This is a genomic window from Dapis brunnea BLCC-M229 (assembly GCF_050015995.1).
In the GTDB taxonomy this organism is placed as follows: domain Bacteria; phylum Cyanobacteriota; class Cyanobacteriia; order Cyanobacteriales; family Microcoleaceae; genus Trichodesmium.
In genome coordinates, this window is sequence record NZ_JBNHEP010000236.1 from 1 (window position 1) to 26506 (window position 26506).

Here is a 26506-nt window from a genome sequence, read left to right on the forward strand (position 1 = left end):
ACCTTAAATACTTCTTCATGGCCATCTTTAGCTTTTTTTTACAAACAGTCTCTGAGAAAGTATAGAGTTTGAATGTCCCGTGGAACTTTTGTATGTAAGTTTTATGAAGATTTGATGAAGTAGGCCAAATGACATTGACACCAGAAAGTGGAGCATATACTCTTATAAAAGAGTTTAATAACAAACAAAATAGAAACTCCTCTGTGTGGGTGTTTATGATTAAAACATATGTATGTAAATTACAGCTTTTTTCATTTCAGTAGACCACAGTAGAGAGGTTCCATGGAAATTTCCTACAGGCCTTTGATTGTGACGATGTAGTTGATAAATATGAAAAGCGCTGTAACTTACAAACTCATGGCAACAAATAAAGGAAAAATTAGATATGCACAATCAAAAACAAGCAATTAAGAGCAAAGCCACTAACCTAAACAAAATTGGTAAAAGAGCCTCCTGTCAGCTCCTCGCACTTCTTGCTTTGACAGCTCCTGCTAACGCTTTTGATCTGAAACTTACTGCACCTGACGGTTCTGAAAGAGACTTCTTTGGAGGGTCAGTAGCTCTAAGGGATAACCTCGCCCTGATTGGTGCACCACTAGACGATGACAACGCAAGAAACAGTGGTTCAGCCTACCTATTTGATACTACTACTGGCAGTTTGCTCCAGAAATTTACTGCACCTGACGGTTCTGACGGAGACATCTTTGGAAACTCAGTAGCTCTAAGTGATAACCTCGCCCTGATTGGTGCCCCAGGAGACGATGACAAGGGAACAGACAGTGGTTCAGTATACCTATTTGACACTACTACTGGCAGTTTGCTCCAGAAATTTATCGCACCTGACGGTTTTTCAGCTGGCGTCTTTGGAGGGTCACTAACTCTAAGGGATAACCTCGCCTTGATTGGTGCCCCAGGAGACCAAGAAAATGGAATATTAAGTGGTTCAGCCTACCTATTTGACACTAGTACTGGCAGTTTGCTCCAGAAATTTACCGCACCTGACGGTTCTGACGAAGACTTGTTTGGATTCTCAGTAGCTCTAAGCGATAACCTCGCTCTGATTGGTGCACTACTAGACGATGACAAGGGAAGATCCAGTGGTTCAACCTACCTATTTGACACTACTACTGGCAGTTTGCTCCAGAAATTTACCCCACCTGACGGTTCTGAATTTAACTTCTTTGGAAACTCAGTAGCTCTAAGCGATCGCCTCGCTCTGATTGGTGCATCAGGAGACGATGACAAGGGAAGATCCAGTGGTTCAACCTACCTATTTGACACTACTACTGGCAGTTTGCTCCAGAAACTTACCGCACCCGACGGTTCTGAAGGAGACATCTTTGGAAACTCAGTAGCTCTAAGTGATCGCCTCGCCCTGATTGGTGCCCCAGGAGACCAAGACAACGGAGAAAACAGTGGTTCAGCATACTTGTTTGATATTACTACTGGCAGTTTGCTCCAGAAATTTACCCCACCTGACGGTTCTGACGGAGACTTTTTTGGAGGGCTAATAGCTCTAAGGGATAACCTCGCCCTGATTGGTGCCCCAGGAGACCAAGACAACGGAGAAAACAGTGGTTCAGCATACTTGTTTACCATCAACCCTCAACCAACACCAGAGCCATCATCGCTCTTAGGAATAGCAGGAACAGTAGCGATCGCCGCCTTATCCCGAAAGAAGCAGCAGAAAAAATAACAATAAAAATTTATCATTTTCTTTGTGGGTTTAATACCCCACCGTCTACACGGTGTTCAAAATTACTTGGGGGAGCGAATCCCCATGTAATTTTCCTCCTGTCTCCAGTATAGCTGTCTCCAGTATAGCTGTCTCCAGTATAGCTGTCTCCTTCTTCAACATAGCTAATTTATTAAGCAAAGATCCAGAGTCTGAATTCTTTGCTTGATTTTTTTTGAGAATTCTAGTTATACCATGTCCGGATAATTAGTGATGAAAACACTTTTTTCCTGATCTCAATTCTCAATTCTCAATTCTCAATTCTCAATTGTCCTCCCTAATTAGGGCTTGCTGATTAATTCTAAAAGTATTTACAGATAAAGGTTTTAGCGTTTTAGCGTTGAAAAAAGTACCAACTTTTTGGTGGAAAAAGCTCATGCATGCTGGTATTTTAGGATGATTATGGCAGAAAAATTGAGAGACAATTCTTGCTCCTACCTCCTGGCTCATTCCCATTTCTCCTGTCTCCTGTCTCCCCCTCCTGGGAGGAGGGACGGGTTGTCTCCTACAAAGAGCAAAAAGACTTTCCATACGCAGACCCTAATTATTTATAAACGCACCCTACTGGAGCGACACACTACAAGTTTGGCACTATTTTACCTGTATCATGGCGCTACAATAATGAACTACGGTATTATGGCTCGATAATATTGAGATTACTTTTAACTTTTAATATCAAATCCGTTTAATTGGACATAAAAAAAATCTTCAATCGCCATAACTACGTTTATCTTTGTAATTCTTTCTCCTCCTGACTCCTGAGGACTGACTTCCCCTCCTGGGAGGGGTTAGGGCAAGAAAGGGGTGGGTTGACTCCTCCTAACTTAACCATTCTATGGCTGTTTAACCGGATTTGATATAACTTATTATGTTAACTCCAGGACAAATCTTAAAACAACGTTACCAACTACAAAAACAACTAGACCGTACTATACCAGTATTTGTAGGTTGGGTTGAGGTAACGTAGCTTGCTTCCCGTAAGGGTAACCCAACATAAACGGAAAACGTAAAGGTGTTGTTGGGTTTCACTGTCGTTCTACCCAACCTACTTTTATCAAGTTCAAAACTTCCCAAACAGCGATCGATCCCCAAGCAAACCATCAATGGCAACTGATAACTGATAACTGATAACTGAAATAGCGTTGGCGGAGCCTAGCGGCAGCTATATCGCTCCCCAACCAAACTATCCATTAACCAACCCAAACCAACAATAATATAAAACCCAGATAATCCCTATACTCAACTCAAGGAAAGACTTTAAACCTTTGGGGGTTAATTATCAATTATCCATTATCAATTATCCATTATAAATAGCTATCTGCCCATTCACGGACCCGACTATGGGCTACTGAAACCCCCTGACGACGATAATCCTCAAGAGCTAATTTACTTTGCTGAACCATTTCTTCTTCCGTCAAAGAGATAAAATTTAACGTTGAATCTATCTCTCCGTAATCTAGTAATTATTCTGTTTTTTTATCGGATTCATCTATCAGTAATTCCTCAAAATATTCTAAATTACCAGATGAATTTACTAGCCATTTTCGGAGCAGATTTTTCACTTGCTCTCCCGATAGTAGGTCCAGGCGTTCTAATATTTTCTGTCTGAGATTATTTGTTGTCATAAATATCCAGATTAAATTATCATCTATAGTATACCATAAATCATAGAAATTATAGGAAATATATAACCATGACATTTATTAGCCCTAAAACCGACTTTGCCTTGAAAAAAATATTTGGTTCTGTTCACAGTCAAAAAATCCTGATTAGCTTTCTCAATGCCATAGTTTATAACAATCAAAATGTTATTCAATCTCTAAAAATAATTAACCCCTATAACCCTGGAGTTACTAACACCATAAAAGAGACTTATTTTGATGTCAAAGCACTTTTAGATAATGGCTCTACCGTTATTATTGAAATGCAAATATTGAACGTGGCAGACTTTAAAAAACGAGTAATTTATAACTTAGCCAAAGCTTATGGAAATCAATTAGATCGTAATGTTGGGCAAGGTTATATTATGTTGCAACCTTTTATAGCTTTAACAATCGCGGATTTTGTTTTGTTTGAGGATATTGATAAAATGATTACTAAATTCAGATTTAAAGAAGAGAAAGAATCGGTTTATTACGAAGATGAATTAACATTAATGTTTGTAGAATTACCCAAATTCAACAAGGAATTATTAGAATTAGAAACCCTCAGCGATAAATGGATATACTTTATTAAATCGGCACCAAATTTAGAAGTAATACCAGAATCATTAGAGTCAGTATCAGAAATAGAAGCAGCATTAAAGATAGCAAATCTAGCCAACTTAAACAATAAAGAATTAGAGGAAGTAGAGCAACAAGAAAAGTTGATGAGAGATAAACAAGGACAAATTAGTTTCGCGAGAAACGAAGGGATAGAAATTGGACGAGAAGAAGGAATTGGAATTGGAGTAGTGAAACAAATTTTACGTCAAATTCGCCGAAAATTTGGAGAAATACCTCCAGAAATTGAGACTCAGATAGAACAATTATCTTTGGAAAAATTAGATATTTTAGGTGAAGAAATTTTTGATTTAGCAACAATAGCAGACCTGGAAAACTGGCTAGCTAATAATCTAGCTAATAATTGATAATTGATAATGAAAGAGTTGTTGAAATCTCTAGCTTTCTATCTCACTCTCTATACTAGCGAGGAGGGAGTAACACTATTTACTGTAAATTGTTTTTGAAAAAAGAAAGTGCTAGGATATTTCCTTATATCCAATTCCCTCACGGTTTTAACTAGAGGTAATTAATTATCCATTATCCATTAATAAACCAACCTACTTTGATCGAGTTGAACATTTCCCAAAAGCGATCACCTGATTCCTTACGTTTTGATAATTTATTTAACTATTGTCCAATAGTCTGGTTCGGAAACTGCCAAGGTAGCGATCGCCTGATTATTCAGTATTGATAATTCATTTAACTATTGTCCAATAGTCTGGAGCGGAAACTGACAAAGTAGCGATCGCCTGATTATTCAGTATTGATAATTCATTTAACTATTGTCCAATAGTCTGGAGCGGAAACTGACAAAGTAGCGATCGCCTGATTCCTTAGGTTTTGAGCATTAATTTAACTATTGTCCAATAGTCTGGCTCGGAAACTGATACCAATTCACTTTAAAGATGTCACAAATAGTTTCAAATTTTAGATGTGAAATAATTTTCTGAAATTACCGTATTTTAAAAGTTTTAAGTATATAAAATCTTACTTTTGACTTTTGACTTTTGAATTCCGTGAAACGGTATGACAAGGTAGCGATCGGCTGATTATTCAGTCTGTCCAGTAGGGCGCGTTACGCTCCACTTTGTTCCGCTTTTCATGTCGCTCCGCGTTAACGGAGCTTTGCGTCAGCAAAACACACCCTACTAGACTGTTCAATCGGATTCTATAGAAACCCTAAGCGTATCTCCGCAAAGGTGAGGGTTTTTGCCAAAGGAGACAGTCCTCAGTCGGACCGAGTCAGGGGATTGAGAAATAAAATAGGGGAAAAAAGTAGAAAAATGCTCCAATCTCCCCATCTCCCCACACTCCCCACACTCCCCACACTCCCCACACTTCCCACACTTCCCACACTCCCAATCATAGATCCCAAATGGGTTCTATATAAAACTTAGGAGCGAGTAACGAGCGAAGACCTCTCCCCCAACCCCTCTCCTCCAAGGAGAGGGGAGAAATCCCCCCCTTCCCTCCTCCTCCCTTTCAAAGGGGGTAAGGGGGGATAGTTGTGGGGTTGGGTGGTTAGGTTTTACCCACAAATTTAGTCTATACGGCCTACTACGGTATTATAACTAGATAGTATTGAAATTACTATCAACTTTTAACTTATTATGTTAACTCCAGGACAAATTTTAAAAGAACGTTACCAACTACAAAAACAATTAGGGCGTACTATACCAGGTCGCAAAACTTGGCTAGCATTTGACTCCCAACTGCAAGAACAAGTAATTCTCAAAATGTTAGCTTATAGTGCCGAAATATTAGGTCAAGAATTAAACTTATTTGAGACAGAAGCCAAAATTTTACAAGCTCTAAATCATCCCAAAATCCCTAGTTATCGCGATTATTTTTCCTTAGAAAAAGAAGCAAATTCAGGTTTGCCTTGGTTCGCCTTAGTGCAAGATTATATTCCTGGTTTTTCCCTCCAAGAATTATTAGATAGAGATAAAAATTTTACAGAAGAAGATGTAAATAAAATTGCCAAAGAAGTATTAGAAATTCTGATTTACCTCCACGAACTAGAGCCTCCAGTCTTGCATCGAGATATTAAACCCAGTAATTTAATTATGGGTGCAGACCAACAAATTTATTTAGTAGATTTTGGCGCGGTACAATCTCAAGGTAATGCTCAGGGAGTAACTTTTACTATTATTGGCACTAGCGGTTATGCTCCCCTAGAACAATTTTGGGGTAGAGCAGTGCCAGCTTCAGACTTATATGGTTTAGGAGCTACTTTAATTCATTTACTAACTGGAATTTCCCCTGTGGATTTACCACAAAAAAATTATCATATTCAATTTTCTGACAAGGTTGATATTAATCCTAACTTCGCAACTTGGATTAACAAAATTACAGAAATGGATTTAGGAAGTCGCTTTCAAAATGCCCGTGAAGCTTTGACATCCCTAGACTCAAAACCAAAACTTCAACCATTAGTTACACCTAAAAAAAATCCTCTCAACTTAAGCATTATTATTAGCATTAATAAATCTCCAGAGATGATGGAAATCTATACTCATGCACCTAGTTTAAGAGAAATTAAAGGTTCTGGAATGTTCGGTGGAATTTTTTGTATCTTTGTGGGATTAATGCTAACTAATCCTGTTTATGGAATTTTGTTATTTATCCTGATTTTGGCAGGAGTATTTATCTTATTTGGGGAAAAGAATTATATTTATTTTGACCATAATTTTTTTCGGATAGAACGACATTTATTGGATTTTACTTACGGAAAATGCCAGGGAAATACTAGAGATATTGTACAAATTTCATCATCTAAATTTGAATCAGGTTATCAAGCGATAGTTCAATCTCAAAATAATAAATATCAACTAGATAAAGCAATGAATAGCAAAGATAGTACATCCTTGGTTGAGGAAATTAATGAATGGTTGAATCAGATTAACTAGCTATGAGGTTTTAGTAGCTCGGGGTTAAAATATCCGTCAAAACTTTTGAGATAAAGCTCGTAGTTGGGCTTTAGCCCTATCTATCTTCGCGCTAAAGCCCAACTACAAACGATCGCTTATTATGCAGACATCATAGCATCGAACGTTGGATTTGCTATGATAACTAATAACTGATAAATGCCTATTTTTAACCAACCCAATGAGTTGTTGAATCAGATTAACTAGGTATCAGGTTTTAGCAGCTCGGGGTTAAGATATCCGTCAAAACTTTTGAGATAAAGCTCCTAGTAGTAGCGTGTCTAGGCTAAAATTGTGGGTAAAAAACCTAACCCCCCAACCCCCTTCCCTACGAGCGTTGGGGGAGAAGACTTCACCCCTCTCCTGCTCCGAGAGGGATCGGGGGAGAGGTCTTCATTGACTCAAATTTACCCACATTTTCAAGCTAGACGTCTTAGTAGGGCTTGAACAATATCTATCTTCGGGCTAAAGCCCAACTACAAACGATCGCTTATTATGCAGACATCATAGCATCGAATGTTGGATTTGCTATGATAACTAATAACTGATAACTGATAACTGATAAATGCCTATTTATGACCAACCCAATGAGTTATCGTCTAGCGATCGCTTGCTACAGGGAATAGCGATCGCTACTAATCGCCTATTGACAGTCAAAGACCACCAGGAGGCAGTTCAGGCTGCCCTGAGTGCCCTAGGGCCAGTTATGGATGTCGATCGGATCTATATATTCCAAAATCATCCCCATCCTGAAACTGGGGAACCTGCTAGCAGTCAGCGCTGGGAGTGGGTAACTGAGGGGGTGCAGCCAGAAATTGATAACCCGGAGTTGCAAAATCTTCTCTATCCAGAAATTTTGCCCCGTTGGTATAATACTCTCTCGGAAAAACAACCAATTGTAGGTATAATTAGTGAATTTCCTCAAGTAGAGCAAGCCCTATTACAACCCCAAGGAATTCTGTCTATGTTGGTAGTGCCAATATTTATCCGAGACTACTTCTGGGGGTTTGCTGGATTTGATGATTGCCACCAAGAGCGTCAGTGGAGTGATAGTACAAAAGCAGCACTAATGGCGATCGCTGGCAGTATTGGAGGAGCAATTTCTCAATGGCAAACTGAAGCTAACCTCAAGCAACTCAATGAAACCTTGGAAGAGCGAGTCCAAACCCGTACTGCGGAACTTGAGCAGGCAAAGGAAGTTGCTGAATCTGCTAACCATGCTAAGAGTGAATTTCTGGCCAATATGAGCCATGAACTTCGTACTCCACTCAATGGTATTTTGGGCTACGCTCAGATCCTAAATCGTTCTAAGAAACTACCGGAAAAAGAACGCCACGGCATTGAAATTATTCACCAATGTGGGTCTCATTTGCTAACTCTGATTAATGACATATTAGACTTATCTAAAATTGAAGCTCGCAAACTAGAACTTAGCACTAAAGAGATTCATTTTCCTTCTTTCTTACAAGGGGTGGTAGAAATTTGTCGCGTTCGATCTGATAAAAAAGGACTTAACTTTACCTATCAACCTGATGCCAATCTTCCCACAGGTGTTATTACCGATGAAAAACGACTGCGCCAAGTGCTGATTAATCTCCTTGGTAATGCTGTCAAATTTACCCAAACAGGAACGATCGCTTTCACCTTAGAAAATACTAAGTTATCAGATATTGCAGGAGAAAATTCTATGGCTTGCATCAAGTTCCAAATTAAAGATACTGGAGTTGGTATTGCTGCTGAAAATTTGGACAAAATATTCCAATCCTTTGAACAAGTTGGAGACCAAAAAAATCGTTCGGAAGGTACAGGTTTAGGTTTAGCAATTAGCAAAAAAATTGTAGAATTAATGGGTGGTAAGATTCAAGTCAAGAGCGAACTAGGAAAAGGTAGTATTTTTAGCTTTGAGATAGATTTACCGATCGCTAATAACTGGACAGAAAAAGTTTCGACGAGCAATGGAGAGCAAATTATTGGCTATGAGGGAGTAGCTCGTCATCTACTGGTCGTGGATGACCGATGGGAAAATCGCTCAGTTTTAGTAGAGTTGTTAGAACCTCTGGGGTTTAAGGTTACAGAGGCAGAAAATGGTCAAGAGGCGTTAGATCGACTCAGACAACAAAAATTCGATCTGATGATCACAGATATACATATGCCTATAATGACTGGCTTGGAAATGCTCAAACATTTACGCAATGACGAGCATCTCAAAAATACAATCGCGATTGTATCATCAGCATCAGTGTCAGATATGGATCGACAAAAAAGTTTAGATGCAGGAGGTGATGATTTTCTATCCAAACCTGTAAATGCTGAGGAACTATTCACTTTGCTTTTTGAGTATCTACAACTGAGTTGGAAATATGAGAAAACTAAGTTAGAGGCAACTCCTACGATCGCTCAAAATGATAGTTCAGAAATAGTTGTACCCCCAGTAGAGGATTTAGAAATCCTATTTGAGTTAGCCCAGGATGGTTTACTGCTCAAGCTAGCAAAAACTGCTGAACAAATTGGGCAAAAGAGCGATCGCTATCTGCCCTTTACCCAGAAAATTTCACAACTGGCAAAGCAATTTCAAACAGAAGAAATTGAGATATTAATCCAAAAATACCTTGACTATTAGATATCTCCAGAAAAGAGAGAACAGGGGGAAATAATTATTAATTATTGAATCTACTGCATTTCTCAAATTTATACTTGCATTCAAGTCTCAGCCATTTGACGTATTATATCGCTACTTGTTGATTAAATCAATGCTCTAATATAAAATCCGGTTATGCAGTTATAGCATTAGGTACTTCCCATCAAGACAGACCTTTGGTGGTATACTCTTAAATAATTTCCGTGGCTTAACTCTTTTCTTTTTTTCTAACTTCTAATATCATGTCTGGTTGAATAGTTATAATTAGAGCTTCGTAGTAGATAGATATTTCAAGGGCTAAAAGCCCTACTACAAACAAAAACTTTTTTTATCATTAATTATCCGGACATGATATAACTCCAGACTTTCTTTTAATTACCCGAATTATATATACTCCTAAACCATGAATAAAGAATTAGCAAAACAAACAGGACTGATCTTAATCGTTGATGATACACCAGCTAATCTAGATGTCCTCTCAGAAACACTTAGTGCGGTGGGATATGATGTGGCGATCGCTACCACCGGAGAACGAGCACTCAAACAACTAGAACGAAAATCACCAGACCTAATTTTACAGCAGTTTCCAAAGCTATGAGGTACAGTTGTTTTTCTTCTTTTCTCTTCCCTGTTCCCTGTTCCCTGTTCCCTGTTCCCTCAAACCTAAAATTTTGTACCTCATAACAACGGAAAGCGCTGTATTAGACATAACAATGCCTGATATGGATGGCTTTGAAGTCTGTCAAAAACTCAAAGCTAATCCTAATACTCGCAATATTCCTGTAATTTTTATTACGGCTTTAACAGATACAGACAAGAAAATCAAGGGCTTTGAACTAGGAGCCGTAGATTACATTACTAAGCCATTTCAAGAGCTAGAAGTCCTTGCCAGAGTCAAAACTCATTTACAATTAAGAAGGCTAACTCAAAACTTAGAACAAGAAGTAGCTATGAAAGTATTTTCATTAGAGCAAGCAAAACAAGCTGCCGAAACTGCAAACCAAGCCAAGAGTCTATTTCTCGCCAACATGAGCCACGAACTCCGCACCCCCCTAAATGCAGTCCTCGGCATCACAGAGGGACTGCAAGATGAGGTATTTGGCAGTATCAATGAGCAACAAATGAAAGCTCTACAAACTATTGAAAATAGTGGAACCCATCTGTTAGAACTCATTAATGATATCCTGGATGTCGCGAAAATTGAATCTGGTCAGCTAGAGCTAAGTTGTAACCCCACTCCAGTAGTTCCCCTCTGCAAATCTAGTCTGGCTTTCATCAAACCACTTGCCCAGAAAAAAAGCATTCAGTTAAAAACGAAATTGCCCCAAAATTTACCTGAGTTGTTAGTAGATGAACGACGCATTCGCCAAGTTTTAATTAACCTACTCAATAACGCTGTCAAATTCACCCCAGAAGGGGGAGCTGTCTCTCTGGAGGTTCAGGTCACCTCTGTCAACCCAGAGGCCACCGATGCACAAAACTTCCTCCGAATTGCTGTCATTGACAATGGCATTGGTATTGCTCAAGAAAACTTCAACAAACTGTTTCAGCCCTTTGTCCAAATTGATAGTTCTCTAAATCGTCACTATCACGGAACAGGGTTGGGACTTAGCCTAGTAAAACGCATTGTTGACCACCACGGTGGGCAAGTAGGAGTCTCTAGTGAAGTAGGGGTTGGTAGTTGCTTTACGGTGGATCTTCCTTGTACTAATACTATCCACTTATACCCTCAACTAGAATCTCATTCCGAAGCTAACATCAAGTCCACTCAGCCTCAACAGGAGGCAGCACCATTAATTCTGCTGGCAGAAGACAATCAAGTAAATATCACTATAATTTCGAGCTATCTGAAAGCCAAAGGTTATCGCATTATTTTGGCGAAGAATGGAGATGAAGCGATCGCCCAAGCTGAGTCGCAAAACCCAGATTTGATTTTGATGGATATTTCAATGCCAAAGAAGAATGGTCTAGAAGCGATGGAGCATATCCGCCGTACTCCCCAATTAGTCGATCTGCCGATCATTGCCCTCACCGCTCTAGCTATGGAGAGCGATCGGGAACGTTGCTTGGCTGCCGGAGCAAATGATTACCTTAGTAAACCTGTTAAACTCAAGCAATTAGTAACTATGATTCAAGAACTTTTAGCTACAAAGGAGAATAGCAATTAGACATCTCCAGAAAACAGGGAGTAGGGAGAAATAATTAATTATTTATGTGGGATAATTGATTTGATTTTTTATTATTGGAGATGTCTAATGAATATACCATCTGTTTTAGTAATTGACGACGAGCCCAATAATTTTGATGTCATTGCAGCTCTTTTGAACGATAGAGACTATGAGTTGTATTACTCTGCTGATGGTGAAGATGCGATCGAGAACCTAGACGCCTACAACCCTGATATAATTCTACTTGATGTGATGATGCCTGGAATAGATGGGATAGAAGTTTGTCGGCAAATCAAAGCCATGTCAAAATGGCAGGCAGTTCCGATTGTTATGGTGACAGCATTAAGTTCAAAATCAGACCTAGCTAATTGTTTGAAAACTGGAGCTGATGACTTCATCAGTAAACCAGTTAATGGGGTGGAACTGCGAGCTAGAATTAAATCCATGCTACGAATTAAACAACAGTATGACAACCTACAAGCAATGCTGAAATTGAGGGAAGACATGGCACACATGGTAGTTCACGATTTACGAAATCCCTTGAGTATTATTATGTTTGGCTTGCAATTACTCAAAAATCCAAATTATCCCAAAGAAAAGCGAAACCGGAAATTGGATCAGATTTATGGATCGGCACAAAGATTACAGCTATTGATTGATGATTTATTGAAAATGGCTTTACTTGAATCTGGTAAACTTCGTCTCAACCGCAAAAATGTAGAAATTAATAGTCTTATACAGTCTGTCATCTCCAACCTTAAGGCGATCGCTGCTCAAAAAAATCAGTCTTTAGTAAGTAAGTTACCAAAAACATCTGGTCGTATGGTCTGTGTGGATGCAAATCTGATTCAGAGAACCATAGATAACCTGCTCTCGAATGCTATTAAGTTTTCCCCAGGCAATAGTCAAATTGTAGTGAATTTAGAAATTATCAACTCTGGCGGTTACAAAATTCAGGTCATCGACTCTGGTCCTGGTGTTCCCGAAGCAATACAACAAAAGATTTTTGATAAATACGAAATTGGCAAAACTATGTCAGATACCTCGCAAATTGGGTTGGGTTTAGCCTTCTGTAAAATGGTTGTTGAGGCACATGGTGGGGAAATTGGCGTTACTAACAATCAATCACAAGGGGCAATCTTTGAAATTATCTTGCCAATATCTAGCTAGGGAATAGGGAACTTAACGAAGTCAGAAGTTGTTTTTCTAACCCTCTTTTGTCAAACTGAGGTTAAATTATGATTTCTCGTAGGCTCAAATCCTGTAAATTCCTAAAAATTTCTCAAATTGACACAACAGAGGTAATTCAGTATCAAAAAATGTCTGATATCGGGCTGCCAAATCTTTCTAAATTCTCGGTGTTGCAAATTACCATTGGGATTGCTGTGTAGGGGCGGTGTCTATGTCCCCCCTTCTGGGTTATAGAACCAATTTGATATCTATCTATTTATATAGTTAAAGATCTGCAGATGGAGAGATATAGCGCTATGCATTAAGGTTAGGACATTTATAAATCCTCAAATCCTTTGATAGTCTCCTGTTCCCTGTTCCCTGTTCCCTGTTCCCTATTCCCTAGCGCGTAGCGCTATAACAACCAAATATAGCATTACTATTAGACCTCTCCGGAAAAGAGGGAGTAGGGAGTAGTACAGACGTTGCATGCAACGTCCGTACAGAGTAGGGGGAAATAATTGATGATTTATGCACTAAGCACTTAGTATACACAATAATTAGTATTGCTAATTATTATTAATAGTTTTTGAATTAAATATTATTACATATATTATAAATGTAAAATATTTTACATCTTAAAATAATTATTTTGTATTATTGTTTGTCTGTAATATTGACAATAAATTGATTTTTTATATAGTTCAAGCTAAAAAATATATGTATAAATAAATAACTTTACAAAAAATATTAAAAAATGTTAAAATTAAAATAATTAAGACTTTATTAAAAATAAATTCTAATAGTGGTGAGAAAACTTTTGTATTTATTCAAGCAATACCGAGGGACGGGAGTAGTAGGATTAACGGGGATTACTCTTTCGATCATTGCAACGTTCGTAGTTTATCACTGGGAACTGGCCAAAGATCGAGAGCAGTTTCAACAACAATCTACTGTCTTGGTAAATGAGTTACAGAGGCAATTGGATAGTTACACCCAACTTACTAGATCTGTAGGTAGTTTCCTAAATTCGTCTGAAGAAGTTACTAGGCAAGAGTTTCAAGAATTTACAAGCTCCCTATTACCGTATTATAATGGTTTGTTAGGATTAGGCTGGAGTAAAAAAGTAGAGAATCAGGAACGCTCGCTCTATGAGCAACAGTTAAAAGCTCAAGGACTAATAGATTTTAAGATTCATGAACATAACCCCAGAGGAAATCAAGTAGTGGCAGACGATCGCCCGGTATACTTCCCCATAACCTATATCGCACCCTTATATCGATGGCAAGACTATATTGGTTGGGATGCTGCTTCAGAGATAAAGCGTTTGCTGACTATAAAAAAAGCAGAACGTATAGGAGTGAGTATGAGTACCCCTTTAGTGGAATTAAAAAATGGCAAACCAGGCTTTGTGCTTTACTATCCGGTCTTTGACTCCAATAATTTGGCTCCTCAATCCCTGAAGCATGAAAACCCTGATACTGATACAAAATTTCAAGGAGTGGTATTTGGTTTTTATGAAATTCAGACTTGGGTTGAAAAAGCAATCAGTAATCTCAACCTTAACGGACTTGATTTCTATCTCTATCGTTTACCAGAAGATCAGTTAGATTCTGCTTTAAACAAAACTTCTGTTACTGCCAGTGATTATTTCCTCATAGCATACAAAGCTAACTCCCAAAGCTTGAGAAAATTTCCTCAAGTTGCCAATTTAGAAGCTATTGAGAACTCCACAGAGCAAGCACCATCTCTGTGTCGTTATAGCTATGAGTGGGAATTTTGTATTCGTTCGCTTCATACAGCACAACAGGAACTTTCCTTGCTAGTATTACCTTCTTCTGATCGTTCTATATCCAGTTGGCGTTCTGGAACAGTTCTGGCATTAGGATTATTAGTGACAGCTTCTATGGTAATGTATTTATTAATTTCCCAGCAGGCAACTTTAAAAATTGAGAGCAAAAATCGTGAGTTAGAAGAATTACTGCAAGAATTACAACAAACTCAACTACAGCTAGTACAAACAGAAAAAATGTCGAGTTTGGGCAGATTAGTAGCGGGTGTTGCCCATGAAATTAATAACCCAGTCAGTTTTATTTCCGGAAATGTTGAATATGCGAGGCATCATTTCCAAAATTTGTTTGATTTGCTTCGTCTCTATCAAACCGAATATCCTAGTCCGACTCCAGAGATTGAAGCAGCTATTGAAGATATTGATTTAGATTTTATTGCCGAAGATTTACCCAAGTTATTAAAATCTATGAAAGTTGGGAGTGAACGTCTGCGCGAAATAGTTTTATCCCTGCGTAATTTTTCCCGGTTAGATGAATCAACAGTCAAGGAAGTGGATATTCACAGGGGTATTGAAAGTACGTTAATGATTTTGGCACATCGAATCAAGAGTCAGCCTCATCGTCCAGAACTTCAAGTGACTAAAGATTACGGTAATCTCCCTTTGATTGAATGTTATGCAGGTCAATTGAATCAGGTATTTATGAATATTTTTGCTAATGCCATCGATGCTTTAGAAGATTCCATTCAGCTAGGACAGTTAAAGGAGCGATCGCCTATGATTTCAATTAAAACAGCTCAAGTCGATACCGAGTGGATTACAATCCAAATTGCTGATAACGGTCCTGGTATTAGGACAGATATTCAAACTCGCTTGTTTGACCCATTTTTTACAACTAAACCAGTTGGGAAAGGAACGGGACTCGGACTTTCAATTAGTTATCAAATTATTTGTGAGAAGCATAAGGGGTATTTACTGTGTTCCTCTGAAGAGGGAAATGGTACAGAATTTATCATTAAGTTGCCGATCGCAATGCAAGTTCAGAGGTCTTTTGATGAGGTAAAATCCTGCTAAACTTAGTTGTATAGATTAGATGGTTGCCTGGGATTGATTCCCAAGATTAACTAAATAAACAAAATTATTTGTGCATCTACATACTTAGGTATAGCGTTACGCGCAAGTCAGAAGTCAGAAGTCAGAAGTCATTCCTACCTGAGTTTGAGCATTTCTAAATTTCCACGCCCTATTTGCCTAGTACTATATATATATTGTCTGTTCTCTCTATTTCTACACTAGACATAGGCGTGAAAATTAAAAATAAAATCAATTATCATCCAGAAATTATCAATTACTCCCCTCCTGGGAGGGGTTAGGGGTGGGTTAAGTGTTCCCTGTTCCCTGTTCCCTCTTTTCCGGAGATGTCTACTTTACTATTCCCAAATTTTACTAAATGATTGATTATATTCGCAACGGCGAAGAAATTTACCGCAAATCTTTTGCTATGATTCGCTCTGAAGCAAACCTAGAGAGTTTGCCTACCAACTTAGCTCATGTTGCAGTACGACTAATTCACGCCTGTGGAATGACAGATATTGTAGAAGACCTAGCAGCTTCACAGGATGCAGTAAAAATAGGTCGCGCTGCATTAATCAAAGGCGCACCCATTCTCTGTGATGCTCAAATGGTAGCCAATGGAATTATTCGCCATCGTTTGCCTGGCAATAATGAAGTTATTTGCACCCTCAATTATCCAGAAGTACCAGAAATGGCGCAACGAATTAATAATACTCGCTCGGCGACTGCTATAGAATTATGGAAACCTCTGATTCATGGTTCTGTTGTAGCTATTGGCAATGCACCAACCGCACTTTTTCACTTACTAGAATTGTTAGATGAGGGGATGGCAAAACCTGCCCTAATTTTAGGTTTTCCTGTGGGGTTTGTGGGTGCAGCAGAGTCAAAAGCAGAACTGGCAACTAATAGTCGGGGTGTTCCATTTATTACACTGCATGGACGACGGGGAGGTAGTGCTATAGCTGCTGCTGCCGTTAATGCTTTAGCAAAGGAAAGTGAGGTATAATATTATTTTCGGTAAAATCCCTATACCTTGTCAGGAAAACTAATGGGAACTCTTTACAAGGTAAGGTTACACACGCCGACCGAGTACAAAGTCAAAGGCGCAGACAAGAAGCGTGTATGGTACTCAGTCCCTGTACCCGCAATAGTTTCTATTGCTTCATTAATGTCATAGATTTATTGCAGGTAGATAAACAATTCAAATGATATCAATCAAGACCAGGTTAAAAATTAACAACCAGGAAAAAACAATTTCGGGAGAGCGTGGGTCTTCAACCAATGTTGAGATAACAGCTTGTAGGGAACTTTTTTATTATTAGACATAGGCGTGATAATTAAAAATCAAATCAATCCCATACCCTTAACGAAGTCAGAAGTCAGAAGTCAACCCACCCCTAACCCCTCCGGTGGAGGGGAAGTCAGAAGTGATTTTTGTAACGGGGATTTAAGCCCCGCTCCAAAAATATTTCGCCTTAAAAGGCGGGGTTTTAGACCCATATTATTTTGATAAATCATTAATTCTTTCCCCCTACTCTGTACGGACGTTGCATGCAACATCCGTACTACTCCCTCCGACCTCTTTTCCACAGAGGTCTATTAATTATCCGAACTTGAGCTGATAGCTGTTTGCTGTTTACGGAGCATTCCGGTACGGAAATTCTTAAAATTATACTATTTTTTTCCTCGTAACCAATAAGTAACCATTTTCCCTCTACCTTTAACAGCAATTCTTCCCCTTTCTTCAAATATATACTTATCTTTTAAGAGTTCATAAGTGGTAGTTGTAACTTGAATCTTTCCAGGTTCTCCAGATGATTCCATTCTGGAAGCTACATTGACAGCATCTCCCCAGAGATCGTAAATAAATTTCTTTCTACCAATTACACCTGCTACTACAGGACCACTATTAATTCCAATTCTAATTTGAAATTGCTTACCAATATCTGTTGTAAATTTAATAATTTCCTGCTGCATATCTAATGCCATATTAGCGATCGCCTCTGCATGGTTTTTTTTCGGTACTGGCAACCCACCTGCTACCATATAAGCATCACCAATAGTCTTAATTTTCTCTAAACCATATAATTCTGCCAGATAGTCAAATTTAGAAAATATTTGATTGAGTAAGTCTACTAATTCTATGGGAGAAATTCTGGCGGAAATAGGAGTAAAGCCAACAATATCAGAAAACAAAATTGTTGATTCTTCAAAATAATCAGCTATTGCACTGGTATCCTGTTTCAGCCGAAATGCAATAGGTTGTGGTAAAATATTCATCAGCAAACGCTCAGACTTTTCTTCTGACTCTTGTAGTTCTGCAGTTCTTTCTTCCTCTCGTTTTTCTAATTCAGCATTAGTTTTCTCCAACTTGATAAAAGATTCTTGTAATTGCTGTGCCATTAAATTAAAAGATTCCGCTAATATCTCTAATTCATTAACTCTTGTGACTTCAATTTTTTGGTTGAGTTGTCCTCCAGCAATTTCTCTACTTGCAGCACTTAAAAGCATCACAGGATAGCTAATCCAACGTGAGGTAAAAATTCCTACTATTGTTGCTATCAATAAAGCTATTAAACATAATTTGATTGTAGTCTGAGTATTAACATTAATTTTCTCCATAAAATCTGCTTCTGGAACCACAACTACAATAGACATCTCCGGAAAAGAGGGAACAGGGAACAGGGAACAGGGAACAGGAAGAAAGTATAGATAATTTCTGAATGAGAATTGATTTGATTTTTAATTTTCGGAGATGTCTAATTAACTAATCTAAATTATTGCCATTGAAAAAAGGTACGACTTGTAAAAATTGTCGCTCGCCATTGAGTGGAAATTCTAATTGTTGTGACTGGTTAATTTGGCTAAAGTCACCGAAATATTGTCTCAAATATTTTGCTGTATTACTAATTACCCATATTCCGCACGTCAAGTTGTAATATTAAAAGTAGTATAAAAAATGGTAGCGCGGGTTCGTATTTATACTCTATAAATCCTATTCATTGACCTTTCTCAGGAGTCAGATTCTCAGGAAAATATTAAGCATAAATACTCAATTACTTACTCCTATTGACCACTTTAATTGCCTCCTGTCTCCTGTCTCCTGTCTCCTGTCTCCGTTTTTTATGCTACATTTTGTCGTGCGGAATGTAGGTAATTAGATAATTATCAACATTTTCCGGTTTAATTCTTGTGATTTTATCATCTTTCAAACTAAATGGTTTTTGGGAAGTAGAAGAAGCAACTAAAAATCCAGAACGTTCCATAATAAAAGTTTGTCCCGATTTCCCAATTTTCAAACTTTGGAGAAATTCTCTGATGTGGGAAAGAATAAAATCAACTGCAACTACTCCTATAAGTTGATTATTATCTTGATAAAGAGGTTGAACTAAAGCTACTCTAATTTTGTTTCCTCTAAAGCCAACATAAATATCACTCCAGGTTGGTTTCTTTGCCTCTATTGCAGTTTGATACCAAGGTCTAATTCTGGGGTCATAATCACGGACAATTTTTAATAATTTTGTAGGATTTCCCTGACTATCAATTCCATAATTTTGCAATTTTCCTTTTGTAGATTTACCAGCTATATCAATTCGCCATTGATTATCAGTTCTAAATAAACCAACAAATTCTCCCTCAGTGTCACCAAAATAAATGCCAGAAAGATTAACTGAATCAAATAAAGATTTTTGTCGCCAAAATTCCCTACTGATACTAGCTGTATCCTGAATATTAAAATTACCTAAATTAATATCATCCTGATTAATTTGAGCAATGACACGAGGGGCTTCTAAATGACTTTTTAGTCTTTCCTGAATCCGGGTACTAATTTCATTTCTTAATTGAGTTGTGACTTCATTAACTGCTTGCTGGCCATTGCGTAGAGATAGCCATCCTGTTAAACCTACTGCCGCAAAAATTTGAATTACAAAAGGTACTATTAAAATAGCTCGTAGAGGTATGCGTATGCTGACTTTGATACGAGGAAGAAAGTTTGTAGGAGCTGAATTTATGGCCATAGGATTTGGTGACTGCCACTTGATTTTGCTTGATTTGTATAATTGTAACTTCTCAGTTTTTTAATTTCTACTTCTAGGAAAAATGGAAAATAATACCTGGCATTTTTTTAGAGTTTTCCAGGGTTGTTATTATTTTTTAATCCAACTATAGTCTTTTATTTAAACTACACAAAGTCACTCATCAATTATCAGTTATCAGTTTTTTATCTATAGTATTAGATCCAATTTTTGCCTGCTCCCTAATTCCTACTTCCTACTCTCTGTTTTCTACAAATATCTATTTTTTTCCTAGCAACCAATAAGTAACCATTCTCCCTCTACCTTTAACAGCAATTATTCCTCTTTTTTCAAATATATACTTATCTTTTAATAGTTCATAAGTTGCAGTTGTAACTTGAATTTTTCCCGCCTCTCCAGATGATTCCATTCTGGAAGCTACATTGACAGCATCTCCCCAGAGATCGTAAATAAATTTCTTTCTACCAATTACACCTGCTACTACAGGACCACTATTAATTCCAATTCTAATTTGAAATTGCTTACCAATATCTGTTGTAAATTTAATAATTTCCTGCTGCATATCTAATGCCATATTAGCGATCGCCTCTGCATGGTTTTTTTTCGGTACTGGCAACCCACCTGCTACCATATAAGCATCACCAATAGTCTTAATTTTCTCTAAACCATATAATTCTGCCAGATAGTCAAATTTAGAAAATATTTGATTGAGTAAGTTAACTAATTCTATGGGAGGAATGCTGGCAGCAATAGGAGTAAAACCGACAATATCAGAAAATAAAATTGTTGATTCTTCAAAATAATCAGCTATGGCACTGGTATCCTGTTTCAGTCGAAATGCAATAGGTTCAGGTAAAATATTCATCAGTAAACGCTCAGACTTTTCTTGTTCAGCGCGTAATGCTGCTTCTGCTTGTTTGCGTTCTGTGATATCTTTAACTATTAAAAGTAAGCAAGCTTGCCCATCCAGGCAAATAACTTCTCCTGATAATAATCCTATTCTAATTTGTCCTGACTTTAGCCTAAATTTAATCTCTTGATTGTGAATTTTACCTTGAGTTTCTAATATTGTAAAAATGCGAATTCGCTCTTCAATATTTCCCCATAAATTCAGTTCTAATGCTGTTTTACCAATGACTTCTTGACGACTATAACCTGTAGTTTGAATAAAGCTTTCATTGACTTCAATTAATCTACCATCGGCAACATTAGTAATAGTAATTACATCTGGACTTGCCTGAAAAGCTAAAGCAAATTTTTCTTCTGACTGACGCAGTGCTGCTGTTCTTTCTTCTACTCTTTGTTCTAACTCAGCGTTAGTTTTCTCCAGATTAATAAAAGAATCTTGTAATTGCTGTGCCATTAAATTAAAAGATTCTGCTAATACCTCCAATTCATTAACTATTTTGACTTCAATTTTTTGGTTAAGTTTTCCTCTAGCAATTTCTCTACTTGCAGCACTTAAGAGCATAACAGGATAACTAATCCAACGAGAGGTTAAAATTCCTACTATTGTTGCTATGAATAAAGCGATTAAGCACAATTTAATTGTGGTACGAGTATTAACATTAATTTTATCCATAAAATCTTCTTCTGGAACGACAACTACAATCAACCAGTCTAAATTTTCGCCATCAGAAAAAGGTACTACTTGTAAAAATTGTCGATCACCATTGAGTTTAAATTCTAATTGTTGTGATTGGTTGATTTTGCTAAATTCACCGAAATATTCTCTCAAATAATTTGCTGTATTACTAATTAGAGCATTATCGACATTTTCCGCTTTTATTCTTGTGACTTCCTGTTCTTTCAAACTAAATGGTTTTTGGGAAGTAGAAGAAGCAACTAAAAATCCAGAACGTTCCATAATAAAAGTTTGTCCTGATTTACCAATTTTCAAATTTTGGAGAAATTCTCTGATGTGAGAAAGAACAAAATCAACCCCAACTACTCCTATTAATTGATTATTATCTTGATAAATAGGTTGAACTAAAGTTATTTTAAGTCTGAGTTCTTTAAAATCAGCATAAATATCACTCCAGGTTGGTTTTTTTGCCTCTACTGCACTCTTGTACCAAGGTCTAATTCTGGGGTCATAATCATTACCAATTTCTAATAATTCTGTAGGGTTTCCCTGACTATCAATTCCAATACTATGAAATTTTCCTTTTGTAGATTTACCAGCTCTCCCAATTTCCCATCGATTATTATTCTGAAATCCTAAACCAATAAATTCTCCCTCAGCGCCACCAAAATAAATAGCAGAAACATTAACTGAATCAAATAAAAATCTTTGTCCCCAAAATTGCTGAGTTAAACTAGCTGTATCCTGAATATTCAAATGACCTAAATTAATAGCATTTTGATTAATTTGAGCAATAACATGAGGCGCTTCTAAATAATTTTTTAATCTTTCCTGAATCCGGGTCGTAACTTCATTTCTTAATTGAGTTGTTACTTCATTAACTGCTTGCTGGCCATTGCGTAGAGATAGCCATCCTGTTAAACCTACTGCCCCAAAAATTTGAACTACGAAAGGTACTATTAAAATAGCTCGTAGAGGTATGCGTATCCTCACTTTGATACGGGGAATAAAGGTTGTGGGAGCCGAATTTATGGCCATAGGATTTGATGACTACCACCTGATTTTGCTAGATTTGTTTAATTGTAACTTCCCAGTTCTAGGAAAGAAGGAAGAAGGAAGAAGGAAGGAGGAAGAAGGGAAGAGGGATAAATATTCAAACAAAAGGGGAAAATCATAAAAATAACTATCTAATTTCAAACTGGTATTATTTGTAAGCAAAACTAGAGTTTTAATTTTATACCACACAAAGTATATTTAATGTAGTATAATAAGTATTTTTGTTGCTAGAAAACTTTCTCTAGCAATTTTTTTGTTGAATTTTTGAGGAGGGTAGTATGTATATTTCTAAGTTTCAAATCTTGAATTATAAGTCGTTTCGAGATTCTGATTGGTTAGAGTTTCAACCAGGTATAAATATTATTGTGGGTAGAAATAATTCTGGTAAAACAGCTTTATTGGAAAGTCTGGCATTACAGTTTAAAGATAATCCTTATCGTAATATTAGAATGAGAGATATTCCTGACTTAGACTCGCCGGATGAGTCAACTGCTAATATTACTTTCAGGTTGAAAAATACAGAAATTTCTACGTTTATCGATGAAAAAGAAATTGATTTTGATGATGAAAATACTTTCACTATTTATCAGGAATGGCTTGATAAGGCTAAAGAGATAGAAGTTACTGTCTCTAATTATAACAATGAATTTGGTGATGAACCTAGTATAGTTATCTCAGATTTTCCAGAAGATATAAATTTATATCAGTTAGCTAATAATTCCGAGCCTGAATTGTCTATTGCTCCTCCACTTAAAAAACCAGTATTTTGTCTAAAAAAAAGAGGAGAATTGTCGCTGAAGGAACAAATGATAGGAACTCAATACAGGAAAAATAATTTTCCTGAAATTATGTTTAATGAATTTAAAAGAAAAATATATAGATTTAATGCTGAACGATTTCATATTGGTAATTGTCCTTCTGGAGATAATTTAATACTTGAGCCTGATGCTAGTAATTTAGCAGAAGTTATTAGTCAAATTCAGTTGCTAGGCAAAACAAAGATTTATGAAGAATTCAATAAGTATGTAAATATGATGTTTACAGAAATCAAAAAGGTTTCTGCTCGTTTTCAAAAGAAAGATTCTGGTACTTATCAAGATTCCTTAGAAGTTTTAGTTTGGTCTCCAGAAGCATTAGAAGAAGATGAAGAAGATTTAGCATTAAAATTAGCGGACTGTGGAACAGGAGTTAGTCAAATTTTAGCCATACTTTATGTAGTAGTAACAGCCTCAGAACCAAAAACTATTATTATTGATGAACCTCAATCATTTCTACATCCAAATTTGATTAGGCAATTAATAAAGATCTTTAAAGAATTTCCTCAACACCAATACTTTATCGCCACCCATTCTCCCATAGTTATTTCCGAAGCTAACCCCGCAACAATTTTACAATTATCTTATTCTAATGGCGAAACTAAAACTAAAATTATTAACTCAAAAGAAACAACAGAATTACGCTATCTTTTAAAAGATTTAGGAGTAAGTTTATCCGATGTATTTGGTGCCGATGCGATTTTGTGGGTAGAAGCTCCCACTGAAGAACTTTGTTTTCCCCGAATTTTAGAACAATTTGGTTATCTTTCCATGAAAGGTATACAAATTATGGCAGTAAAAAATACCGGAGATTTAGAAGGCAAACGCGCTCGTATTATTTTCGATATTTATGATAAATTGAGTGGAGGAAATAGTTTATTTCCTCCAGCAATTGCATTTATATTAGATGATGAAAATAGATCGGAAGACGAGAAAAAAAATATTAGAATAGGTATATATGGTCAAGAAAAATTATATTTCATACCACGTTGTACTTATGAAAATTATTTACTCCATCCTCAAGCAATTTTCGAGGTATTAAAACAAGAAAATCCATCTCTTGAAATAGCTGTAGCGGATATAAAAAATTATATTGATGAAGCTGAGGATAAAAAATGGTTCTTGCCAAAAAATTGTGAATTAAAAAATTTGAAATCTCAAGTAAATGGAGCTAAACTGATTAGTGAAATTTTCTCTAAATTCTCTAACAATAGTGTTGAGTATCGGAAAACAAAACATTCTCTAGAAATTACCAATTGGTTGCTCGAACATGAGCAGAATTATTTACAGGAACTTGCGGAATTTTTAAAAGGAATAATCAAAGCATAAGTTATAGCGCTACACGCAAGGCAAAAGTCTAAAATGCAGAAGTAAAATTTTAAATATATTCCATAGGACTTAGGCAAATTCTTAGACAAAACCCTATCTGTAGGGGCGATTTCCTCCGGAATGCTGCGCAAACGCGAATCGCTCCTACTAGATATCGCGGTTCTGCGTAATATCATGTCCGCTGGTATCGTTTGTGTAAAAATTGGGGAAATATTTACCGTCATGTAAGGTTTTTCCTTCTCTTGTACGGGCGATTCGCGAATCGCCCGTACTTCTTCCTTACCTTCTCTATACAATACTGATGCTACCGGACATGATATAAGTCCTGATGAATTATCTAAAAAATGTTATAGCAACAGCCAGGGCGATTAGGACATAGACTGATGATGAATCTTAGACTAGGAAACACTTTTCCAACTCTTCCCTATTCCCTATTCCCTATTCCCTATTCCCTAGCGCGTAGCGCTATATCAACGATAATCTTGACTCTGAATATTCCGCAACCGAGCTTCTGGACGTTTAAACCTGTCTAATTGTGTTTCAAAAAATTCACGATTTGCTTTTAAATGTTCTGGATCTGGGTCATCTAAAGGATATAAAGTTGCTTGTCTTAATGCTTGAATAACTGCCGAAGTTACACAATACATCGAACGTTGAAAAGTTATCCCTAACTGAATCAAAATATCATCTTCCCCCCGACAATATTGTTTGTAATAATCCACTAAAAAGGAAGGTAAAAAATGCAGCATATCCTGCATTAATAATGTTGGTGGAATCCCAGCATTTCCTACTGGAAAAACATCAGCATAAAGAATCCCATAATGAAAATCTTTTTGATTTTCTGGTACTTGTTTTGCCTGAGCATTATAAGACTTTGTACCCCGGAAAGGAGCAGTGCGATAAAACACAGCTTCTACATAAGGTAAAGCAGCTTCAAACAACCAAGTAAAACCACAAGATTTGGGAATAATTTCATATAACTCTCCCCGAATATAAACATGATGATAAATCGGGCGATCGGCTACAGCAAAAATTCCATTTACTAGAAAATTCATTGCTTCGGGAACGCTAGTTAATTTTCCTTCATTATATAAATCGAACATCTCAAAAAATACAGCAGCCATTACTTCCCAAAATAAACCCAAGTTGCTGTAATAAGAAAGTTGTCTTACCTGTTCGATAAACATTTCTGGAAATAATTTATATAAACCCAACATCAAAGGATTACCTTTAAAATAAGCCTTAATTGCTTTATCAGCTGCTGCTTTATATTCAGGAGTATCTAAATAAGGGTCAAATTTACCGCCCATACCGCGATGCCAAAACATTGCTCGCATACAAGCTTCGGCAAATTCCATATTAATTCTGTCGTGCCAAAGGTGATGTAATAACTTAGATTTTTTGCCACTTTCTCCCTTTTCAATAAATGCTAAAAGTTCCGGGTGAGCTGTTGCTTCCCCGCGCCAAACTCGCAAGTCTGCATCATCACCAGCATAATGATTATGTAGGTCTAAATATGACTTTGGCAGGAAGTATTTAAAGAACGGTAAGGGGTTTAAAAATACTCTTTCGGCAATATAAAGTAAGTCGCGCCAATAGAAATCCATTGGTACTGCATAAGCTTTATAAATACCGATAATTTGCATTAGATTTTCTGGAGTATCTGGTAACATTGCACCACCTGCTTCGAGGCGATGAATTATTTCGGCAAATTCGTGTTGAGATGGTGGAAGTTTTATTGTTTGTATCATGTTTTTTAGGTGTTTGCTTTTAGGTGGATAGTCGGAACTTCTAGATCGCTAAATCACTAGCGTAAAATCTGTTCAACAATTAATAAAAGGTATCAGTATTCATACTCCTCAAGTTCTGGTGAATTTCTTGATAACAAATAATTGTTTTTTGCCTATTCCCTGTTCCCT

General features: G+C 37.0%; 15 protein-coding genes and 3 pseudogenes. 12 read left to right on the plus strand and 6 right to left on the minus strand.

Annotation, left to right across the window (positions count from 1 at the left end; all coding sequences use genetic code 11):
- Window positions 1-385 precede the first annotated feature (385 nt).
- The gene (locus ACP6PM_RS27350) at window positions 386-1696 is read left to right on the plus strand and encodes an FG-GAP repeat protein (RefSeq protein ID WP_287287847.1); all 1311 of its coding nucleotides are present in this window, start codon (window positions 386-388) and stop codon (window positions 1694-1696) included.
- Between the two features lie 1502 nt (window positions 1697-3198).
- Here ACP6PM_RS27350 and ACP6PM_RS27355 read toward each other — a convergent pair.
- On the minus strand, window positions 3199-3435 hold the full coding sequence (locus ACP6PM_RS27355; protein WP_240041525.1) for a hypothetical protein: 237 nt from the start codon (window positions 3433-3435) through the stop codon (window positions 3199-3201).
- Here ACP6PM_RS27355 and ACP6PM_RS27360 point away from each other — a divergent pair.
- The 9 genes and pseudogenes from ACP6PM_RS27360 (at window position 3429) to ACP6PM_RS27400 (ending at window position 16771) form a co-directional block, all read left to right on the plus strand.
- Complete coding sequence (locus tag ACP6PM_RS27360) at window positions 3429-4364, plus strand: Rpn family recombination-promoting nuclease/putative transposase (protein WP_426590053.1); 936 nt, start codon at window positions 3429-3431, stop codon at window positions 4362-4364. The genes ACP6PM_RS27355 and ACP6PM_RS27360 overlap by 7 nt on opposite strands.
- Before the next feature lie 1245 nt (window positions 4365-5609).
- The gene (locus tag ACP6PM_RS27365) at window positions 5610-6908 is read left to right on the plus strand and encodes a serine/threonine protein kinase (RefSeq protein ID WP_426590054.1); all 1299 of its coding nucleotides are present in this window, start codon (window positions 5610-5612) and stop codon (window positions 6906-6908) included.
- Window positions 6909-7491: 583 nt separating this feature from the next.
- Complete coding sequence (locus ACP6PM_RS27370) at window positions 7492-9546, plus strand: GAF domain-containing hybrid sensor histidine kinase/response regulator (protein ID WP_426590055.1); 2055 nt, start codon at window positions 7492-7494, stop codon at window positions 9544-9546.
- 421 nt (window positions 9547-9967) lie between these two features.
- Window positions 9968-10162 (plus strand): response regulator, encoded by a 195-nt coding sequence (locus ACP6PM_RS27375; protein WP_426590056.1) that lies wholly within the window; start codon window positions 9968-9970, stop codon window positions 10160-10162.
- 124 nt (window positions 10163-10286) lie between these two features.
- Window positions 10287-10400: pseudogene (locus ACP6PM_RS27380) on the plus strand (response regulator); the annotation flags it as partial.
- Between the two features lie 171 nt (window positions 10401-10571).
- Window positions 10572-11732 (plus strand): annotated as a pseudogene (locus tag ACP6PM_RS27385) (ATP-binding response regulator); the annotation flags it as partial.
- Window positions 11733-11819: 87 nt separating this feature from the next.
- Window positions 11820-12902, plus strand: a complete 1083-nt coding sequence (locus ACP6PM_RS27390) for a hybrid sensor histidine kinase/response regulator (protein WP_426590057.1) — start codon at window positions 11820-11822, stop codon at window positions 12900-12902.
- A gap of 805 nt (window positions 12903-13707) precedes the next feature.
- Window positions 13708-15765, plus strand: a complete 2058-nt coding sequence (locus ACP6PM_RS27395; RefSeq protein ID WP_426590058.1) for a CHASE domain-containing protein — start codon at window positions 13708-13710, stop codon at window positions 15763-15765.
- A gap of 376 nt (window positions 15766-16141) precedes the next feature.
- Entirely contained in the window at window positions 16142-16771 is a 630-nt protein-coding gene (locus ACP6PM_RS27400) for a precorrin-8X methylmutase (RefSeq protein ID WP_426590059.1), read from the plus strand.
- A gap of 668 nt (window positions 16772-17439) precedes the next feature.
- On the opposite strand, the pseudogene ACP6PM_RS27405 reads toward ACP6PM_RS27400, so the two are convergent.
- The 4 genes and pseudogenes from ACP6PM_RS27405 to ACP6PM_RS27420 form a co-directional block, all read right to left on the minus strand.
- Window positions 17440-18417, minus strand: a pseudogene (locus ACP6PM_RS27405) (adenylate/guanylate cyclase domain-containing protein); the annotation flags it as partial.
- A gap of 115 nt (window positions 18418-18532) precedes the next feature.
- Complete coding sequence (locus tag ACP6PM_RS27410; protein WP_426590060.1) at window positions 18533-18697, minus strand: hypothetical protein; 165 nt, start codon at window positions 18695-18697, stop codon at window positions 18533-18535.
- Between the two features lie 196 nt (window positions 18698-18893).
- Window positions 18894-19784, minus strand: coding sequence for a cache domain-containing protein (locus ACP6PM_RS27415; RefSeq protein WP_426590061.1), 891 nt, complete (start codon window positions 19782-19784; stop codon window positions 18894-18896).
- A gap of 277 nt (window positions 19785-20061) precedes the next feature.
- Window positions 20062-22425, minus strand: coding sequence for an adenylate/guanylate cyclase domain-containing protein (locus ACP6PM_RS27420; protein WP_426590062.1), 2364 nt, complete (start codon window positions 22423-22425; stop codon window positions 20062-20064).
- On the opposite strand from ACP6PM_RS27420, the gene ACP6PM_RS27425 reads away from it, so the two are divergent.
- On the plus strand, window positions 22418-22564 hold the full coding sequence (locus tag ACP6PM_RS27425; protein WP_426590063.1) for a hypothetical protein: 147 nt from the start codon (window positions 22418-22420) through the stop codon (window positions 22562-22564). The genes ACP6PM_RS27420 and ACP6PM_RS27425 overlap by 8 nt on opposite strands.
- Before the next feature lie 157 nt (window positions 22565-22721).
- Window positions 22722-24587, plus strand: a complete 1866-nt coding sequence (locus ACP6PM_RS27430) for an ATP-dependent nuclease (RefSeq protein ID WP_426590064.1) — start codon at window positions 22722-22724, stop codon at window positions 24585-24587.
- Between the two features lie 470 nt (window positions 24588-25057).
- Here the strand turns inward: ACP6PM_RS27430 and ACP6PM_RS27435 are convergent, their stop codons facing one another.
- The gene (locus tag ACP6PM_RS27435) at window positions 25058-26338 is read right to left on the minus strand and encodes a CO2 hydration protein (RefSeq protein ID WP_426590065.1); all 1281 of its coding nucleotides are present in this window, start codon (window positions 26336-26338) and stop codon (window positions 25058-25060) included.
- Window positions 26339-26506: the final 168 nt, after the last annotated feature.

Bases quoted from the DNA above. Each gene is read 5' to 3' on its own strand.
- ACP6PM_RS27350 (WP_287287847.1), top strand. From the start codon at position 386: ATGCACAATCAAAAACAAGCAATTAAGAGCAAAGCCACTAACCTAAAC.
- ACP6PM_RS27360 (WP_426590053.1), top strand. From the start codon at position 3,429: ATGACATTTATTAGCCCTAAAACCGACTTTGCCTTGAAAAAAATATTT.
- ACP6PM_RS27355 (WP_240041525.1), bottom strand. From the start codon at position 3,435: ATGTCATGGTTATATATTTCCTATAATTTCTATGATTTATGGTATACT.
- ACP6PM_RS27365 (WP_426590054.1), top strand. From the start codon at position 5,610: ATGTTAACTCCAGGACAAATTTTAAAAGAACGTTACCAACTACAAAAA.
- ACP6PM_RS27370 (WP_426590055.1), top strand. From the start codon at position 7,492: ATGCCTATTTATGACCAACCCAATGAGTTATCGTCTAGCGATCGCTTG.
- ACP6PM_RS27375 (WP_426590056.1), top strand. From the start codon at position 9,968: ATGAATAAAGAATTAGCAAAACAAACAGGACTGATCTTAATCGTTGAT.
- ACP6PM_RS27390 (WP_426590057.1), top strand. From the start codon at position 11,820: ATGAATATACCATCTGTTTTAGTAATTGACGACGAGCCCAATAATTTT.
- ACP6PM_RS27400 (WP_426590059.1), top strand. From the start codon at position 16,142: ATGATTGATTATATTCGCAACGGCGAAGAAATTTACCGCAAATCTTTT.
- ACP6PM_RS27415 (WP_426590061.1), bottom strand. From the start codon at position 19,784: ATGGCCATAAATTCAGCTCCTACAAACTTTCTTCCTCGTATCAAAGTC.
- ACP6PM_RS27425 (WP_426590063.1), top strand. From the start codon at position 22,418: ATGGCCATAGGATTTGATGACTACCACCTGATTTTGCTAGATTTGTTT.
- ACP6PM_RS27420 (WP_426590062.1), bottom strand. From the start codon at position 22,425: ATGGCCATAAATTCGGCTCCCACAACCTTTATTCCCCGTATCAAAGTG.
- ACP6PM_RS27430 (WP_426590064.1), top strand. From the start codon at position 22,722: ATGTATATTTCTAAGTTTCAAATCTTGAATTATAAGTCGTTTCGAGAT.
- ACP6PM_RS27435 (WP_426590065.1), bottom strand. From the start codon at position 26,338: ATGATACAAACAATAAAACTTCCACCATCTCAACACGAATTTGCCGAA.